Annotated in this window: 17 protein-coding genes; all 17 read left to right on the top strand. The window is 67.0% G+C overall.

The features are described from left to right. The first annotated feature begins 208 nt into the window (after positions 1-208). A complete protein-coding gene (gene rplK / locus ASD30_RS14010; protein WP_056682444.1) occupies positions 209-637 on the top strand; it encodes a 50S ribosomal protein L11 in 429 nt (142 codons plus the stop codon). Between the two features lie 92 nt (positions 638-729). Continuing rightward, positions 730-1,449 carry a 50S ribosomal protein L1 gene (rplA, locus tag ASD30_RS14005; RefSeq protein ID WP_056682441.1) on the top strand — a complete coding sequence of 240 codons (720 nt, stop codon included), beginning with the start codon at positions 730-732 and terminating at the stop codon, positions 1,447-1,449. Between the two features lie 163 nt (positions 1,450-1,612). Continuing rightward, positions 1,613-2,449: a hypothetical protein gene (locus ASD30_RS14000; RefSeq protein ID WP_056682439.1), complete on the top strand. Its 837-nt coding sequence runs from the start codon at positions 1,613-1,615 to the stop codon at positions 2,447-2,449. Positions 2,450-2,539: 90 nt separating this feature from the next. After that, positions 2,540-3,355, top strand: a complete 816-nt coding sequence (locus tag ASD30_RS13995) for a hypothetical protein (RefSeq protein WP_056682436.1) — start codon at positions 2,540-2,542, stop codon at positions 3,353-3,355. A gap of 259 nt (positions 3,356-3,614) precedes the next feature. Continuing rightward, positions 3,615-4,280, top strand: a complete 666-nt coding sequence (rplJ, locus tag ASD30_RS13990; protein WP_056682433.1) for a 50S ribosomal protein L10 — start codon at positions 3,615-3,617, stop codon at positions 4,278-4,280. A gap of 81 nt (positions 4,281-4,361) precedes the next feature. Further along, on the top strand, positions 4,362-4,751 hold the full coding sequence (rplL, locus tag ASD30_RS13985) for a 50S ribosomal protein L7/L12 (RefSeq protein WP_056682430.1): 390 nt from the start codon (positions 4,362-4,364) through the stop codon (positions 4,749-4,751). A 285-nt stretch (positions 4,752-5,036) separates the two neighbouring features. Then, a complete protein-coding gene (locus ASD30_RS13980) occupies positions 5,037-5,993 on the top strand; it encodes an ABC transporter ATP-binding protein (RefSeq protein ID WP_056682427.1) in 957 nt (318 codons plus the stop codon). Between the two features lie 16 nt (positions 5,994-6,009). Continuing rightward, positions 6,010-6,795: an MlaE family ABC transporter permease gene (locus ASD30_RS13975; protein ID WP_056682424.1), complete on the top strand. Its 786-nt coding sequence runs from the start codon at positions 6,010-6,012 to the stop codon at positions 6,793-6,795. Positions 6,796-6,799: 4 nt separating this feature from the next. Continuing rightward, the gene (locus tag ASD30_RS13970; protein WP_056682421.1) at positions 6,800-7,627 is read left to right on the top strand and encodes an MlaE family ABC transporter permease; all 828 of its coding nucleotides are present in this window, start codon (positions 6,800-6,802) and stop codon (positions 7,625-7,627) included. After that, positions 7,624-8,898 carry an MCE family protein gene (locus ASD30_RS13965; RefSeq protein ID WP_056682418.1) on the top strand — a complete coding sequence of 425 codons (1,275 nt, stop codon included), beginning with the start codon at positions 7,624-7,626 and terminating at the stop codon, positions 8,896-8,898. Before ASD30_RS13970 ends, ASD30_RS13965 begins: the two co-directional genes overlap by 4 nt. Further along, complete coding sequence (locus ASD30_RS13960) at positions 8,895-9,938, top strand: MCE family protein (RefSeq protein WP_056682416.1); 1,044 nt, start codon at positions 8,895-8,897, stop codon at positions 9,936-9,938. Before ASD30_RS13965 ends, ASD30_RS13960 begins: the two co-directional genes overlap by 4 nt. Further along, the gene (locus tag ASD30_RS13955) at positions 9,935-10,900 is read left to right on the top strand and encodes an MCE family protein (protein WP_056684974.1); all 966 of its coding nucleotides are present in this window, start codon (positions 9,935-9,937) and stop codon (positions 10,898-10,900) included. The genes ASD30_RS13960 and ASD30_RS13955 overlap by 4 nt, the downstream gene beginning before the upstream one ends. Before the next feature lies 1 nt (position 10,901). Beyond that, entirely contained in the window at positions 10,902-12,014 is a 1,113-nt protein-coding gene (locus ASD30_RS13950; RefSeq protein WP_056682413.1) for an MCE family protein, read from the top strand. Continuing rightward, positions 12,011-13,384, top strand: coding sequence for an MCE family protein (locus ASD30_RS13945; RefSeq protein WP_056682411.1), 1,374 nt, complete (start codon positions 12,011-12,013; stop codon positions 13,382-13,384). Before ASD30_RS13950 ends, ASD30_RS13945 begins: the two co-directional genes overlap by 4 nt. Continuing rightward, positions 13,381-14,664: an MCE family protein gene (locus tag ASD30_RS13940; protein ID WP_056682408.1), complete on the top strand. Its 1,284-nt coding sequence runs from the start codon at positions 13,381-13,383 to the stop codon at positions 14,662-14,664. The genes ASD30_RS13945 and ASD30_RS13940 overlap by 4 nt, the downstream gene beginning before the upstream one ends. Then, positions 14,661-15,224 carry a hypothetical protein gene (locus tag ASD30_RS13935; RefSeq protein WP_056682404.1) on the top strand — a complete coding sequence of 188 codons (564 nt, stop codon included), beginning with the start codon at positions 14,661-14,663 and terminating at the stop codon, positions 15,222-15,224. The genes ASD30_RS13940 and ASD30_RS13935 overlap by 4 nt, the downstream gene beginning before the upstream one ends. Next, positions 15,221-16,132 (top strand): J domain-containing protein, encoded by a 912-nt coding sequence (locus tag ASD30_RS13930; protein ID WP_056682403.1) that lies wholly within the window; start codon positions 15,221-15,223, stop codon positions 16,130-16,132. The genes ASD30_RS13935 and ASD30_RS13930 overlap by 4 nt, the downstream gene beginning before the upstream one ends. Positions 16,133-16,142 lie beyond the last annotated feature (10 nt).

Genomic DNA, 16,142 nt, shown 5'->3' with positions numbered 1-16,142 from the left:
ATACGGTCGCAGAGCGACCTACTCGACCACCGAGGGATGAGCCGGCCGCTCGACCACCGAGGACGAGCCGGCTTCTCGACGGCCCAAAGAGCAGCACGATTTCACAAGCACCCGGCATCCGGAGCACAATGGTCCGGTTGTCCAGGCAACAGGTAACCAGTGGCAGGGGATCCATCCCCGTCATGACCACACGAAGAAAGAGAAAGACATGCCTCCCAAGAAGAAGATTGCTGCACTCGTCAAGGTGCAGCTGCAGGCTGGCGCAGCGACTCCGGCTCCGCCGGTGGGTACCGCTCTCGGTCCCCACGGTGTGAACATCATGGACTTCTGCAAGGCCTACAACGCGCAGACCGAGTCGATGCGTGGCAACGTCATCCCCGTCGAGATCACCATCTACGAGGACCGTTCCTTCACGTTCATCACGAAGACTCCTCCGGCCGCCGAGCTGATCAAGAAGGCCGCCGGCCTGAAGAAGGGCTCGGGCGTCCCGCACAAGGAGAAGGTCGGCAAGCTGACCAAGGACCAGGTCCGCGAGATCGCGACGACCAAGCTCCCCGACCTCAACGCCAACGACATCGACGCAGCAATGAAGATCGTCGAAGGCACCGCCCGTTCGATGGGCGTCGAGACCGCCTGAGCCTCAGCGCCCAGACAGTCTGACCCGAGCACCACGTGGCAGGGCCGCGCTGGCCCGTGCACCACACACTCTTTCGAAGAAACGAGAACACCATGCAGCGCAGCAAGACCTACCGCGCGGCGGCCGAGACGTTCGACCAGGACGAGCTCTACGCCCCGCTGGCCGCGATCAAGATCGCCAAGAACGGCAGCAAGAAGAAGTTCGACGAGACCGTGGACGTCGTCATGCGTCTCGGCGTCGACCCCCGCAAGGCAGACCAGATGGTGCGCGGCACCGTCAACCTGCCCCACGGCACCGGCAAGACCGCCCGCGTCCTCGTGTTCGCGAACGCGGAGAAGGCCGAGGCCGCCCGTGAGGCCGGCGCCGACATCGTCGGTGGCGACGAGCTCATCGAGAAGGTCAACGGCGGCTGGACCGACTTCGACGCCGTCGTCGCCACCCCCGACATGATGGGCAAGGTCGGTCGCCTCGGCCGCGTGCTCGGCCCCCGTGGCCTCATGCCGAACCCGAAGACCGGCACCGTCACCCCCGACGTGGCCAAGGCCGTCACCGACATCAAGGGCGGCAAGATCGAGTTCCGCGTGGACCGCCACGCGAACCTCCACTTCATCATCGGCAAGGCCTCCTTCGGCGAGGCCCAGCTGGCCGAGAACTACGCCGCCGCCCTCGAAGAGGTGCTGCGTCTCAAGCCGGCCAGCTCCAAGGGCCGCTACATCAAGAAGGTCACGCTGTCGACGACCATGGGCCCCGGCGTCCAGGTCGACCCCAACCGCACCCGCAACGTTGCGGGCGAGGACGACGCGCAGGCCTGATCTGCGTTCGTCGTGCACGACACCGGCCGGCCACCCCACTGCGGGGTGGCCGGCCGACGTCATTTGGCCGTCGTCATCTGAACCGGCGGAAGGCGATGTGTTTCGTGGCTGCGGGGCTGGGTAGGTTGCGCGGGCGAACCCACCACGACGAGGAGACTCATCCATGTCCATCAAGTTGCCCCGCACCGCGATCGCCGCGGTCCTGGCCTCCACCCTCCTGCTCGCCGGCTGCTCCGACGACGGCGACAAGGACGACAAGGACTCCAAGCAGTCCAGCAGCCAGGCTGCCGACCCCAGCGACGACGCCTCCACCGACTCCGACGAAGAGACCGAGTCCACCGGCGGCGAACTGACCGAGCTCGAGGCCGGTGAGTTCTACGAGACCGTGATCGACGCGCAGATCGCGGCCGAGACGTTCAAGGGAACGACCACCACGACGGCGGCCGGCCAGACCATCACGATGAACATGGAAGCCTCCTACAAGGACGGCAAGACCGCGTCGCACGTGACCACGGAGCCGGGCGCGGCCCAGGCTTTCGAGGCCGTGCTCGTCGACGGCGTCATGTACCTCAAGGGCGACGGCCTGCCGGGCGCGACCGCCGGCAAGTGGCAGAAGATCGACTCCTCGGACCCGAACAACCCGTTCGGCCAGCTCCTCGAGTTCTCGGACCCGAAGAAGTCCCTCTCGATCATGGAGGACCCGAAGAAGTTCGAGCTGGTCGGTGAGGAGGACGTCGACGGTGTCGCCGCCAACCACTACGTGGTGACGATCGACTCGGCGTCGTACGTCGAGAAGCTCGGCCTCCCCGCGGAGATCAAGGACCTCATGCCGCCGGAGCTCACCTACGACATGTGGGTGGACGCCGAGAACCGGCCGGTCAAGATGACGCAGGAGATCACCATCCAGGGCCAGAAGACCTCGACGGAGATCCTGTACTCCGACTACGGCACGGCCGTCGACATCCAGGAGCCCGCCGCGTCGGAAGTCGCCACGAGCTGATTCGTTCGCCGGGCCTCGGCCGGCCGCGACTTGGGGCTACGTCTCTCCCTCCCGTCACCGACGTGGAGGGGGAGACGTAGCCTTTGCGCCATGTCTCGCCAGCTCTCCCGCTCCCTGTCCGCCCAGGCGGCGCTCGCCGCCATCCTGGTCGTCGGGGTGATGCTGCTGCTGATCGTGAGCGGTCACAACCGCGACGAGGCCGACAAGGAGAAGGCCGAGGACTCCGGGTCCAGCTCGGTGGCCGACGAGCCGCAGGAGCTCGCGGGAGGCTTCGTCACCGTCCCCGCGGAGGAGTTCTTCACGACGGTGATCGCCGCCCAGAAGGCCGCTGACAGCTGGCGGGTGGTCTCGGTCCAGGAGGTCGACGGCCAGGCCGCGGCCCCGTCGATCCAGGACATCGCGGGCGCGTCGTCCGAACCTGCGATCCGGATCAGCCTCGCGGGCGCGCAGGGCCGCCTGATCGGCGTGTACGTCGACGGCACGTTCTACGTCAAGGGGATCCGCGGCTCGGTCAAGCCGTGGTGGCAGGCGCCGGCCAGTCCCGAGCTCGAGGACCTGCTGCTCTTCGCGGACCCCGACCGGTTCCTCGGCAGCCTGAGTGAGCCCAAGTCCTTCGAGGTGGTCGGGGTGGAGAACACCGACGCCGGGCCGGCCGTGCACTACAAGGTCGGCATCGAGGCCGCCGCCCTCGACGACGAGGGGGTGGAGAACGGCACCCAGCCGGTGCAGATGGAGATGTGGCTCGACAAGGAGAACCGCCCGGTCCAGGCCGTGACGTCCTACACCGTCGAGGGCAAGACCGCGACCACGACGCTGGTCTACTCCAACTACGGGCAGCAGCTCGAGATCGCCGCCCCGCCCGCGGGTCAGGTGACCACCCAGGCGCCACCCGGCGCCCGGCAGTAGGGCCGCCCCGGACGCGTCGGCGTCAGTCGATTTGGTGGCTGTCGCCCGCGGGCCTAGACTTCACGTTCGTAACCAGAGACCGCCGGTGGTCGGTTGCCCGGGAGATCGGGTGAGTGACCGAAGGTTCCGCGAAGCGGACGGCCAGCGCAGGTACAGAGCACGATCTCCGGATCGACACACGCCCTGGCCCTGCGCCGGGGCGTTCGACATTTCCCGGGAGTGTGCGGTGGTCTCTTCGACGTAGTTCGGAAGGAGACCCATGGCGCGGCCAGACAAGGCAGCAGCCGTTGCGGAGGTCGTTGACTCGTTCAACAACGCCGCTGGTGCTGTGCTGACCGATTACCGCGGTCTCACCGTGGCGCAGCTGCAGGAATTGCGGCGCACCCTCGGCGAGAACGCCAACTACGCCGTGGTCAAGAACACGCTGGCCAAGATCGCCGCCAACGAGGTGGGCATCGAAGGCTTCGACGACCTCCTCGCCGGCCCGACCGCCATCGCCTTCATCAGCGGTGACGTCGTCGAGGCGGCCAAGGGTCTGCGTGACTTTGCCAAGGCGAACCCCGCCCTGATCATCAAGGGTGGCGTGCTCGACGGCGGCTTCCTCGACGCGAAGGAGATCGCCAAGCTGGCCGATCTCGAGTCGCGCGAGGTCCTCATGGGCAAGCTGGCGGGCGCAATGCTCGCTTCGCTCTCCCAGGCCGTCTACCTGCTCAACGCCCCCATCTCGCAGGCTGCCCGGCTCGCCGGCGCCCTCGAGGCCAAGGCGCAGCAGGACCCCTCGATCCTCGCAGGTGGTGCCGGTGCTCCCGCCCCGGCCGAAAGCACTGCGGAGGAAGCCCCGGTTGCCGAGGAAGCTCCTGCTTCCGACGAGGCCACCGAGGCAGCCCCGGTTGCCGAAGAGGCCGCCGAGTCCACTGACGCCTGATTCAAGGCCGACGTACACCACCTGAAACCCGGCCCTCCGCAATGATCCGCGGGCGGGCCAGTACCGAAAGGAAACGCCATCATGGCGAAGCTCAGCACTGACGAGCTGCTCGACGCGTTCAAGGAAATGACCCTCATCGAGCTCTCCGAGTTCGTGAAGCAGTTCGAGGAGACCTTCGGCGTGACCGCCGCTGCTCCGGTCGCCGTTGCCGCTGCCCCGGCCGCCGGTGGCGCCGCTGGTGGCGACGAGGCCGCCGCGCAGGACGAGTTCGACGTGGTCCTCGAGGCCGCTGGTGACAAGAAGATCAACGTCATCAAGGAGGTCCGCGCGCTGACCTCCCTCGGTCTGAAGGAGGCCAAGGACCTCGTCGAGTCGGCTCCCAAGGCCATCCTCGAGAAGGTCGACAAGGCTGCCGCGGACAAGGCGAAGGAAGCCCTCGAAGGCGCCGGCGCCACCGTCACGGTCAAGTGATTCCAGCACGCTCACGCGTGCGATGAATCGTTGCGCCTCGGCGCAGCACGGGCGGGTATCCCCTTTTGGGGGTGCCCGCCCGTTCGTCATTTCGACGCAGTCTTCGACTCACCCCTCGGACGACGCGCGAAAGGTTCGCGCAGCTAGTGACGCGACCGGGGAAACCCCGTAACTTACTCGGAGCGCTCGCGTTGTTACTGAGAAGTCGGCGCGGGCATGGGAGTTCGCGTTCGGTCGGGCCGAGCGCGGAGCCAGTCCAGCTATGCACGAGGGAGAAGAGACGCCATGGGCGTAGACATCAGAGTCGAAGAGCTCACGAAGTCATTCGGCAAGCAGCTGATCTGGGGTGACGTCACCCTGACCATTCCTGCCGGTGAGATCTCCGTGATGCTCGGTCCGTCGGGAACCGGCAAGTCGGTGTTCCTGAAGACCCTGATCGGTCTCCTCAAGCCCGACAAGGGCTCGGTGCTCATCGAGGGCACCGACATCGCCAGCTGCTCCGAGAAGGACCTCTACGAGATCCGCAAGCTGTTCGGTGTCCTCTTCCAGGACGGCGCCATGTTCGGCTCGATGAACCTCTTCGACAACGTGGCGTTCCCGTTGCGCGAACACACGAAGAAGAACGAGACCGAGATCCGCAACATCGTCATGGAGAAGATGGACCTCGTCGGCCTGATCGGCGCCGAGGACAAGCTCCCCGGTGAGATCTCCGGTGGTATGCGCAAGCGTGCCGGCCTGGCCCGGGCCCTGGTGCTCGACCCCGAGATCCTGCTCATCGACGAGCCCGACTCCGGCCTCGACCCGGTGCGCACCTCGTTCATCAACCAGCTCTTCATCGACCTGAACGCGCAGATCGACGCGACGTTCCTGATCGTGACCCACGACATCAACAGCACCCGCACCGTGCCCGACAACATCGGCCTGCTCTACCACAAGCACCTGGCCATGTTCGGCCCGCGCGAGATGCTGCTCAGCTCCGAGGAGCCGGTGGTCCGCCAGTTCCTGAACGCCCAGACCGTCGGCCCGATCGGCATGTCCGAGGAGAAGGACGCCGACGAGCTGGCCGCGGAGGAGGGCATCGAGATGCCGCCGCTGCCCCCGATCCCGCTCCAGCTCGAGCCGTCCAACGGCATCCCGCGCCGCAGCCAGCGCCCCGGTGGCGAATGGTGCCGCGAGAACGGCATCATCCCGCCGCCCGGATCCTTCGAGTCCGCCAACGCCGGCCTGGCCCCGGGCTCCTGACCGGACACGCGCACACATGTCGTCACTGACCTCATCCCGGGCACTCGCCCCGATCGGCACCGCAGGCAAGCTCTTCGCCTTCGGTCTCGACGTCGGGCGCGGGTTGTTCCGGCGACCCTTCCAGCTGCGGGAGTTCCTCCAGCAGGCCTGGTTCATCGCATCAGTGACGATCGTGCCGACCGCCCTGGTGGCGATCCCGTTCGGTGCGGTCATCGCCCTCCAGGTCGGTGGCCTGATCAAGCAGTTCGGCGCCCAGTCGTTCACCGGTTCGGCCGCGGTCCTCGCCGTCGTACGCGAGGCGGGGCCGATCGCGACGTCGTTGTTGATCGCCGGGGCCGGCGGGTCGGCCATCGCGGCCGACCTGGGCGCCCGCAAGATCCGCGAGGAGCTCGACGCCATGATGGTGCTCGGGATCGACCCGATCCAGCGCCTCGTGGTGCCCCGCGTGCTGGCCTGCATGCTGGTCGCGGTGTTCCTCAACGGCCTGGTCTCGGTGGTCGGCGTGATCGGGGGCTACGTCTTCAACGTGGTCCTCCAGGACGGCACACCGGGGGCCTATTTAGCGAGCTTCACCGCGCTCGCACAACTGCCCGACCTGTGGCAGGGCATGGCCAAGGCACTCGTCTTCGGCCTGATCGCCGCGATCGTGGCCTGCTACAAGGGCATGAACGCCGGGGGAGGCCCCAAGGGGGTCGGTGACGCGGTCAACGAGTCCGTGGTCATCACGTTCATGCTTCTCTTCGTCGTCAACTTCGTGATGAGTGCGATCTACATGCAACTCGTCCCACCAAAGACAGGCTGACGCGATGGCAGACCTGAAGGCCGCCTACCGCCGCCCCCTGCAGATGCTCGACGAAATGGGCCAGCAGCTGGGGTTCTACCTGCGCGCCCTGGCCTGGACTCCGCGCACGGTGCGCCGCTACAAGAAGGAGATCCTGCGGATCCTGGCCGAGGTCACCCTCGGATCGGGAGCCCTGGCGGTCATCGGCGGCACCGTCGGCGTCATCCTCGCGATGTGCTTCTTCACCGGCACCGAGGTCGGGCTCCAGGGCTATGCCGCCCTGAACCAGATCGGCACCGCCGCGTTCTCCGGTTTCCTCTCGGCCTACTTCAACACCCGTGAGATCGCGCCGCTGGTCGCCGGTATCGCCCTCGCCGCCACCGTCGGCTGCGGCTTCACCGCACAGCTCGGCGCCATGCGCATCTCGGAGGAGATCGACGCCCTCGAGGTCATGGCGATCCCGTCCCTGCCGTTCCTGGTCACGACGCGCATCATCGGCGGCCTGATCGCGGTCATCCCGCTCTACGTCGTCGGGCTGCTGTCGTCGTACTTCGCCACCCGGCTCACGCTGACCACGTTCTTCGGGCAGAGCCCGGGCACCTACGACCACTACTTCAACCAGTTCCTCCCGCCGGGCGACGTGCTCTGGTCCTTCGGCAAGGTGATGGTCTTCGCCATCGTCGTCATCCTGATCCACTGCTACCACGGCTACAACGCGAGCGGCGGCCCCGCGGGCGTGGGCGTCTCCGTGGGCCGCGCGGTGCGCACCTCCATCGTGGCGATCAACGTGATCGACCTGTTCCTCTCGATGGCCATCTGGGGCACCACGACGACGGTGAGGTTGGCAGGATGAACAGGATCCTGGGACACACCAAGATCGTCGGCCTGCTCTTCCTGGCCCTGATCGCCAGTGGGCTGTGGCTGACGATGGCGATCTTCTCCAAGCAGTTCACCGACTACGACCGGGTCTCGCTCGAGTCGAGCAACGTCGGCCTGCAGCTTCCGGCACGTGCCGACGTCAAGATCCGCGGCGTCCAGGTCGGCGAGGTGCTCGACATGAAGGCGACCTCCGACGGGGCCGTCCTCACCCTGGGCCTCTACCCCGACCAGGTCGACACCATCCCGGCCAACGTGACCGCGCGCATCGAGCCGAAGACCCTCTTCGGCGAGAAGTACGTCGCACTCCAGGTCCCAGGATCTCCGGACGCGCAACACATCCGCGCCGGTGCCACGATCACCCAGACCAAGGTCGCCGCGCAGGTCGAGCAGACCCTCAACGACCTCTACCCGCTGCTGCGTGCCGTCGAGCCGGCCGACCTCAACAAGACCCTGACCGCGCTGGCCACTGCCCTCGAGGGTCGTGGCGACCGCATCGGCGAGAACCTCGAGATCCTCGACAGCTACCTCAAGCGGATCAACCCGCAACTGCCGGCGCTCATCGAGGACCTGCGACTGACCGCGCGCACCTCCGACCTGTACGCCGACGTGCTGCCCGAGATCGCGACGACGTTGCGCAACACGGTCAAGACCGGCAACACGCTGCTCTCCCGCGAGGACAAGCTCAAGAAGCTGTTCTCCGACGTCTCGCGCTTCTCCGAGGTGACCGGTGCGTTCCTCGACGCCAACGAGGAGAACCTCATCCGGGTCGGTGAGCTGAGCGCCCAGCAGCTGCGCGTGATCGCCAAGTACGCACCCGAGTTCCCGTGCATGACCGCCGGCATCATCAAGGCAGGGAAGACGCAGGCCGAGGCCTTCCGCGGCTTCGTGCTGCACGTCAACCTCGAGGTGCTGCCGAACAGCCCGCGCGAGTACGGCCCCCAGGACACCCCGGTCAACGGCGCCAAGAACGGTGCCTACTGCGGCACCCTGCCCGACTCGCCCTACAGCCAGAAGAACCCGGTGAAGAGCCTTCCCAACTTCAACGACGGCGTCGAGCAGGACACCGGCAAGGGCACCCGCAGGGTCGCTCCCGGCGGCCTGACCCTGGCGGCCACGCCTGGTGGCGCCACCGAGGCCGACCTGATCCGCGGCATGCTGGCCGGCATGAACGGCTCCGAGCCGTCCGACCTGGGCGCGCTCCTCCTGGGCCCGATGGTCCGCGGGACGGAGGTGTCGCTGCGATGAGCATCCTCGACAAGCGCACCGCATCGGCCACCTGGAAGCTCGTGGTCTTCATGGTCGTCACCGCGATCGCCACCGGCATGCTGGCCGTGCTGATCGGCAACATCACCTTCCAGTCCAGTCGCGAGTACAAAGCAGAGTTCACCAACGTCGCCGGCGTGGTCAAGGGCGACGACGTCCGCGTGGCGGGGGTCAAGGTGGGCACCGTGAAGGGCATCGAGATCAAGGACCGCACCCGCGCCGTGCTCACCTTCAGCGTCGCCGACGAGGCCGACGTCACCAGCACGACGTTCGCCACGATCCGCTACCGCAACCTCGTCGGGCAGCGCTACATCTCCCTGGCCCAGCAGGGTGACGGCGGCACCAAGATGGACGAGGGCGACACCATCCCTGTCTCGCGCACCAAGCCGGCGCTCGACCTCACCGTCCTCTTCAACGGCTTCAAGCCGCTCTTCGAGGCGCTCTCCCCGCAGGACATCAACCAGCTCTCCTACGAGATCATCCAGGTCTTCCAGGGCGAGGGCGGCACGCTCGAGGGGCTGCTGGGACACACCGCATCGGTGACCCAGACCCTGGCCGACCGCGACCAGGTGATCGGTGACCTCATCGACAACCTCAACGAGGTGCTGGTCACCGTCGGTGACCGCGACGAGCAGCTGTCCAGCCTGATCATCAACCTGCGCAACCTGGTCGGCGGACTGGCCAAGGACAAGGACGCGATCCTGGGCTCCCTCGACTCCATCTCGTCGCTGGCGGTCGAGACCGCCGACCTGGTCAAGGGTGTCCGCGGGCCGCTGGTCAGCGACGTGAAGCAGCTGCGCACGGTCGCCGGCAACCTGGCCAAGAACCGCGCCGAGCTCGACCGCGCCCTCCAGGTGCTGCCGATCAAGCTCACCAAGATCGGGCGTACGGCGACCTACGGCTCCTGGTTCAACTTCTACCTCTGCAACTTCACCGGAACGGTCAAGATCGGCACCCTGAAGGAGATCCCGGTCTCCTTCCCGGGCAAGGGCAACGAGAACGCGAGGTGTTCGCTGCCATGAGCACTCCGTTCCGCGAGAAGAACCCGGTCATCATCGGGGCGGTCAGCATGGCCGTGATCGCCGCGATGATCCTGCTCGCCTTCCGGGCCGACCAGCTGCCGATCATCGGCGGTGGCGACACCTACTACGCCTCCTTCTCCGAAGCCGGGGGGCTCAAGGCCAACGACGAGGTCCGGGTTGCCGGCGTCCGCGTCGGCAAGGTCGACAAGCTCGAGCTCGACGGCGACCACGTCAAGGTCTCCTTCCGCATCAAGGGCGACGTCGACTTCGGACCCGAGTCCCAGGCTTCCATCAAGGTCAAGACGTTGCTGGGTGCGATGTACCTCGAGATCGAACCGGCCGGCTCGGGCCAGATGGACGAGGGCGACACGATCCCGATCGACCGCACGCACTCGCCGTACGACGTGATCGACGCGTTCGAGGGCCTTGCCGATCGGTCCGACGCCATCGACGTCGACCAGCTGAAGGCCTCACTGGGCACGCTCGCCGAGCTCACCCGCAACACCCCCGACGAGTTCAAGTCCGCCCTCACCGGGGTCTCGGCGCTCTCGGAGAACCTCGCCGCGCGCGACCAGCAGATCAACACCCTGCTGAAGAACCTGCGCAAGGTCTCCGGCGTCCTCGGCTCCCGCGACGACGACATCATCCAGCTGATGAAGGACGCCCGGGTGCTGTTCACGGCGCTGGTGTCGCGCCGCGACGCGATCCACAACCTGCTCGTGGCCACGTCGACGATGTCTCAGGAGCTGACCGCGTTGGTCGACCAGTCCAAGGCCGACCTGAAGCCGGCCCTGACCAACCTCGACACCGTGGTGAAGGTGCTCCTGAAGAACCAGGACAACCTCGACGAGAGCCTGCGGACGATGGCTCCGTTCTACCGCTACTTCGCCAGCACCCTCGGCAACGGACCGTGGTTCGACACGACGATCACGAACCTGCCGCCGCTCCCGGGAGGCAACTGAGATGAAGCGCTTCATCGTTCCCGGAATCATCTTCGTCCTGCTCGCGGCGGCTGCATTCGTGATGTTCAACGAAGACGACCGCAAGCACCTGACCGCCGAGTTCCCCCGCACCGTGTCGGTCTACGAGGGCTCCGACGTACGCGTGCTGGGCATCCCGGTCGGTCAGGTCGACTCGGTGACTCCCAACGGCACGACGGTCAAGGTGGAGATCTCCTACGACCCCGAGGTCGACATCCCCGCCGACGCGAAGGCGGTGATCGTCTCGCCCAGCGTGGTCGGCGACCGCTTCGTGCAGCTGACGCCGGTCTACAAGGAGGGCCCGAAGCTGAAGGACGGCGCGGTCCTCGACGTGGAGTCGACCTCGACCCCGCTCGAGCTCGACGAGATCTACAAGAGCATCGACGACCTGACCGTGGCGTTGGGTCCCGACGGCGCGAACAGCGACGGCGCGCTGACCGAGCTGCTGAGCACCACGGCGGCCAACTTCAAGGGCCAGGGAGCCCAGGTCAACAAGACGATCAAGGACCTCGGCAAGCTCACCGGCACGCTCGACAACAACAAGGACGAGCTGTTCGGCAGCGCCGAGGAGCTCGAGAAGTTCGTCAACACACTGGCCAAGAACGACAAGGTCGTGCGCCGTTTCAACGCGTCGATGTCCTCGGTCTCCGACCTGCTGGCGGGGGAGCGTGACGAGCTGTCCACCTCGCTGGCCAACCTGGCGACCGCCCTGGGCAAGGTGCAGACCTTCGTCAAGGACAACAAGACCCTGCTCAGCCGCAACATCAAGGGCCTCAACAAGGTGTCGACGACGCTGGTCAAGCGCCGGGGGGAGCTCGACGAGATCCTCAAGACGGCACCGGTGGCGCTGAACAACCTCGGACTGACCTACAACCCCGGCTCGGGAACCCTCGACACGTCGGCCAACCTGGAGAACGCCGCCCACGAGGTGCAGAACAACCCGGGCCTCTTCCTCTGCTCGATCGTCGGCCAGAGCGACTCCAGCGGAACGCTCTGCAAGCTGATCGACGCACTGCTCCCCAAGCGTGCCGGCACGTACGGCGCCGCAGCGGTCGACGACCCGACCTTCGCCGCACTCCTGGAGGTGGCCCGATGATGCGACGCATGATCGCGCTCCTGTGCGTGCTGGCGATGGCCGCCCTGACCAGTTGCGGCTTCTCGGTGCAGAAGCTGCCGCTGCCCGGTGGCGCCGACGTCGGGGACGACCCGATCGAGGTCACCGTCACGTTCCCCGACGCCCTCGACCTGGTGCCCCAGTCGACTGTGAAGGTCGCCGACGTGACCGTCGGCAAGGTCACCGACATCTCCCTGGACGACAACCGTGCAGTGGTCACCATGCTGTTGCGCAAGGACGTCAACCTGCCGGCCAACGCCGAGGCCGAGATCCGGCAGACCAGCCTCCTGGGCGAGAAGTTCGTCTCGCTCGCGGCCCCCGCAGACCCGGCGGCCGAGGAGCTCGGCGACGGCGACAAGATCTCCGAGTCCAGCACCAACCGGAACCCCGAGGTCGAAGAGGTCCTCGGCGCGTTGAGCCTCGTGCTCAACGGCGGCGGCGTGGCGCAGCTGAAGACCATCTCCACCGAGCTGAACAAGGCGCTGTCCGGCCGCGAGGACAGTGCCCGGTCGGTGTTGACCTCACTGAGCACGTTCATGAAGCAGCTCGACGACAACAAGGCCGACGTGGTCAAGGCCATCGAGTCCCTGAACCGCCTCTCGATCACGGCCAACAACCAGAAGGCGTCGATCACCACGGCGCTCGACGAGCTGCCGGCTGCCCTCGTGTCGATCGACAAGCAGCGCTCAGACCTGGTCAAGATGCTCAAGTCACTCGCCAGGCTCGGCAACGTCGGGACCCGGGTGATCAAGGCGTCCAAGGCCTCCACGATCGACGCCCTCACGCAGCTGAACCCGGTGCTCACCGAGCTCGCCAAGACCGGTGACGACCTGGCCAACTCCTTCAGCGTGCTGTTGACCTATCCGTTCGTCGACGAGTCCGTGGGCCGTGACCCGCAGGTGGCGAAGAACCTGCACATGGGTGACTACGTCAACCTGTCCCTCAAGCTCGACATCCGACTCGACGGGTCCATGGCGCTGCCCGTTCCGACGCTCGTGCCCTCCGAGATCGACCCGACCGTGGTGGTCAACGACCTGCTCAGCTGCCTGACCAGCGGCAGCCTGAGCAGCAAGGCCTGCGTGAAGGTGCTGCGCACGCCGGAGAACCTGCTCAAGCTCCAGCGGCTGTGCAAGAAGCCCGCCAACCAGAACCTCCCGGTCTGCAAGCTCCTCAACGGGCTTCCCGACCTCGGCCTGGGCACCGTCGGTGACGGCCTCGGCCTCGACAACCTCGGCCTGGGTCGCGCCGCGCCGGGCACGCCGTCACTGCGCGGCACCGCCAACCTCGACCAGCTCATGCAGGTCTACAACCCGACGCTCGTGCGCGTCCTGCTCCCGGGGGTGTCCGAATGATCACTCGCCGGACCAAGGTGCAGCTCGTGATCTTCGTGATCATCACGCTGCTGGGCGTCTCCTTCGTGGGGGCCCGCTACGCACGGCTCGACCGGGTCCTCTTCGACCGCAGCTACACCGTGGTCGCGCACTTCGACGACTCCGGTGGCATCTTCGCCGGCGCCGAGGTCTCCTACCGGGGTGTCACGATCGGCCGGGTCGAGAAGATGGTGCTCACCGACGACGGGGTTGACGTGCACCTCGACATCGAGAACAAGTGGGACAAGATCCCCTCCGACACGTTGGCGCTCGTGGGCAACCGCTCGGCCGTCGGCGAGCAGTACGTCGAGCTCCAGCCGAAGGTCGACGAGGGTCCCTACCTCAAGGATGACTCCGAGATCGACCGCAACGACACCAGGCTGCCGATCCCGACCGCCCAGTTGCTCGGCGACCTCTCGGCCACCGTGAACAGCGTCGACCAGGACGATCTCCGCACCGTGGTCAGTGAGCTGGGCACGGCCTTCGACGGCACCGGCGAGGACCTCGGCCAGATCATCGACACCTCGAACTCCTTCATCGAGACCGCCAACGAGAACTTCGACCTCACCACGGCGCTCATCAAGGATGCCAACACGGTGTTGACGGGCCAGTTGTCGAAGGCGTCGGCGATCCGCAACTTCTCGAAGAACCTGCAGCTGTTCAGCACCACGCTGGCCGGCTCCGACAAGGACCTGCGCACCGTCATCGACACCGGCTCGGGCACCGCCAACGAGCTGCGCACCTTCATCGAGGAGAACCAGGTCGACATCGCCTCGCTGCTCAACAACCTGCGCACCACCGGTGAAGTGGTGGTCGCGAACCTCGACGGGGTCGAGCACGTCCTGTCGATCTACCCCTACATCGTCGAGAGCGGCTTCACGGTCGTCGACAAGGACCCCGAGACCGGCCGCTACGACGCCCACTTCGGCCTGATCCTGACCCCGCACCAGATCTGCCACAACGGCTACGAGGGTGCCGACAAGCACAGCCCGTTCGACCGTGAGAAGAACCGCCCGCTCAACACCTCCCTCGGGTGCCGCGAGTCGGCCGACAAGTCCAACGCCCGTGGCGCGCAGAACCTGCACCGGGCGCCGGCGAGCTACGACGCACCCGTCGTGGGGACCTACGACTCGGAGACCGGCAACGTCGAATGGCTGGACAAGCCGGCCACGTTGACCGCCGACGGTAGCCTTGCCCCTCGTGGCAAGGGAAAGGAGTCGTGGACGTGGTTGATGCTCAGCGCGCTCCAGAACGCGGAGTGAAGCCGAGGTCCCCCCGTCTGCGGTTGGTCGTTGCCGGCCTGCTCGCGCTGGCGCTGGTGGCTTCCCTGGTCTGGCTGGCGGTGGGACTCCGCGACCGCGAGAGTGACCAGCCGTCCGCCCAGGACGACCGGGACAAGGTGATGCTGAAGGCCCGCGAGTACATGCTCGCGGCGTTCAACTTCGATGCCGGTGACCTCGACGCGGACAAGAAGCTGACCGCCTACCGCGACCGGGTCACGCCGTTGATCACCACGCGCTTCAAGACCGACTTCGACAAGGCGACCACGGCCGTCGAGCCGGCGGTGGCCCAGGGCCAGTCCGCCAGCAAGGCCACTGTCGATCGCACGGCCGTCGAGTCGCTCAGCGACGACACGGCCACGGTCATCGTCGGCGGCGAGCTCACCATCCGCCTCGGCGGAGGCAAGCAGCCCGACGCGGTGCCCTATGCGTGGTCGATAAGCCTGAAGAACGTCGACGGCACCTGGCTGGTCGACGACTTCGAGGAGTTCGGGTCCGAGCAGGCTCCCGGCCAGGACTCCGGTCAGGGGGCGCCGCAGTGAGCGCCAGCTGGTACGACGTACTCGGCGTCGGGCGTGACGCCACCACCGACGAGATCCGCGCCGCCTGGAAGGAGTCGATCGGCTCCCTCGAGCCGACCGACCGCCGCTTCAAGGTCTACAACGAGGCCGCCGGGGTGCTGCTCGACGACGAGCAGCGCGCGGCGTACGACGAGACGCTGGCACCCGAGGAACCGGAGGAGCCCGCGGAGCCGGAAGGACTCGACGAGTCGGAAGCCGTCACCGCCGTACCGGCCGCCCAGGACGAGACCACCGAGGACGAGACCGCCGAGGACGACCGCGACGACCGGTCGGAGGCGGACGAGCCGGAGGCCACCCGCGAGGCGAGCGGTTCGCGCCTCGATGTGAACGTGCCCAACTGGCTGCTGGTGGTGCTTCTGGTCGCCACCCTGGCTGCCGCCGCGGGAGCCGCCGTGCTGCAGCGAGGCAACGACGACCCCGACGTCGAGAGCAACGTGGCCGCCGCCCGCACCGCCGCCGAGGCGGCCGTGCCGAAGGTGCTCACCTACGACTACCGCTACCCCGACCGTGACCACGACGCGGCGATGCGCCTGTTGACCGGCGACTTCCGTGACGAGTACGACACGCTCTGGAACGACGCGATCCTGCCGAACCTCGAGAAGACCAAGGCCACGGCGGTCTCGGAGTCGCTCGGCTCGGGGGTGGTCCGGGCCTCCGACAACGGCGAGCGGGTCGAGATCGTGGTCGTGCTGTCGAGCAGGACGACCAACCGCAACGTCTCGACCGAGCTGCCGCCGCTGCCGCTGACCGTGCAGATGGTGGAGAAGAACGGCGAGTGGCTGGTCGCCGACCTCGACCTCTGGGAGCCGCAGAAGGTCACCGACGAATCGGACTCGAAGACGCCCGGAAGCACCACGCCGACCCCCTGAAACACGCGTG

Source organism: Nocardioides sp. Root140 (genome assembly GCF_001426745.1).
In the GTDB taxonomy this organism is placed as follows: Bacteria; Actinomycetota; Actinomycetes; order Propionibacteriales; family Nocardioidaceae; genus Nocardioides.
Note: the sequence above shows the minus strand (reverse complement) of the source record. Positions and strands in the feature narration are given on the sequence as shown.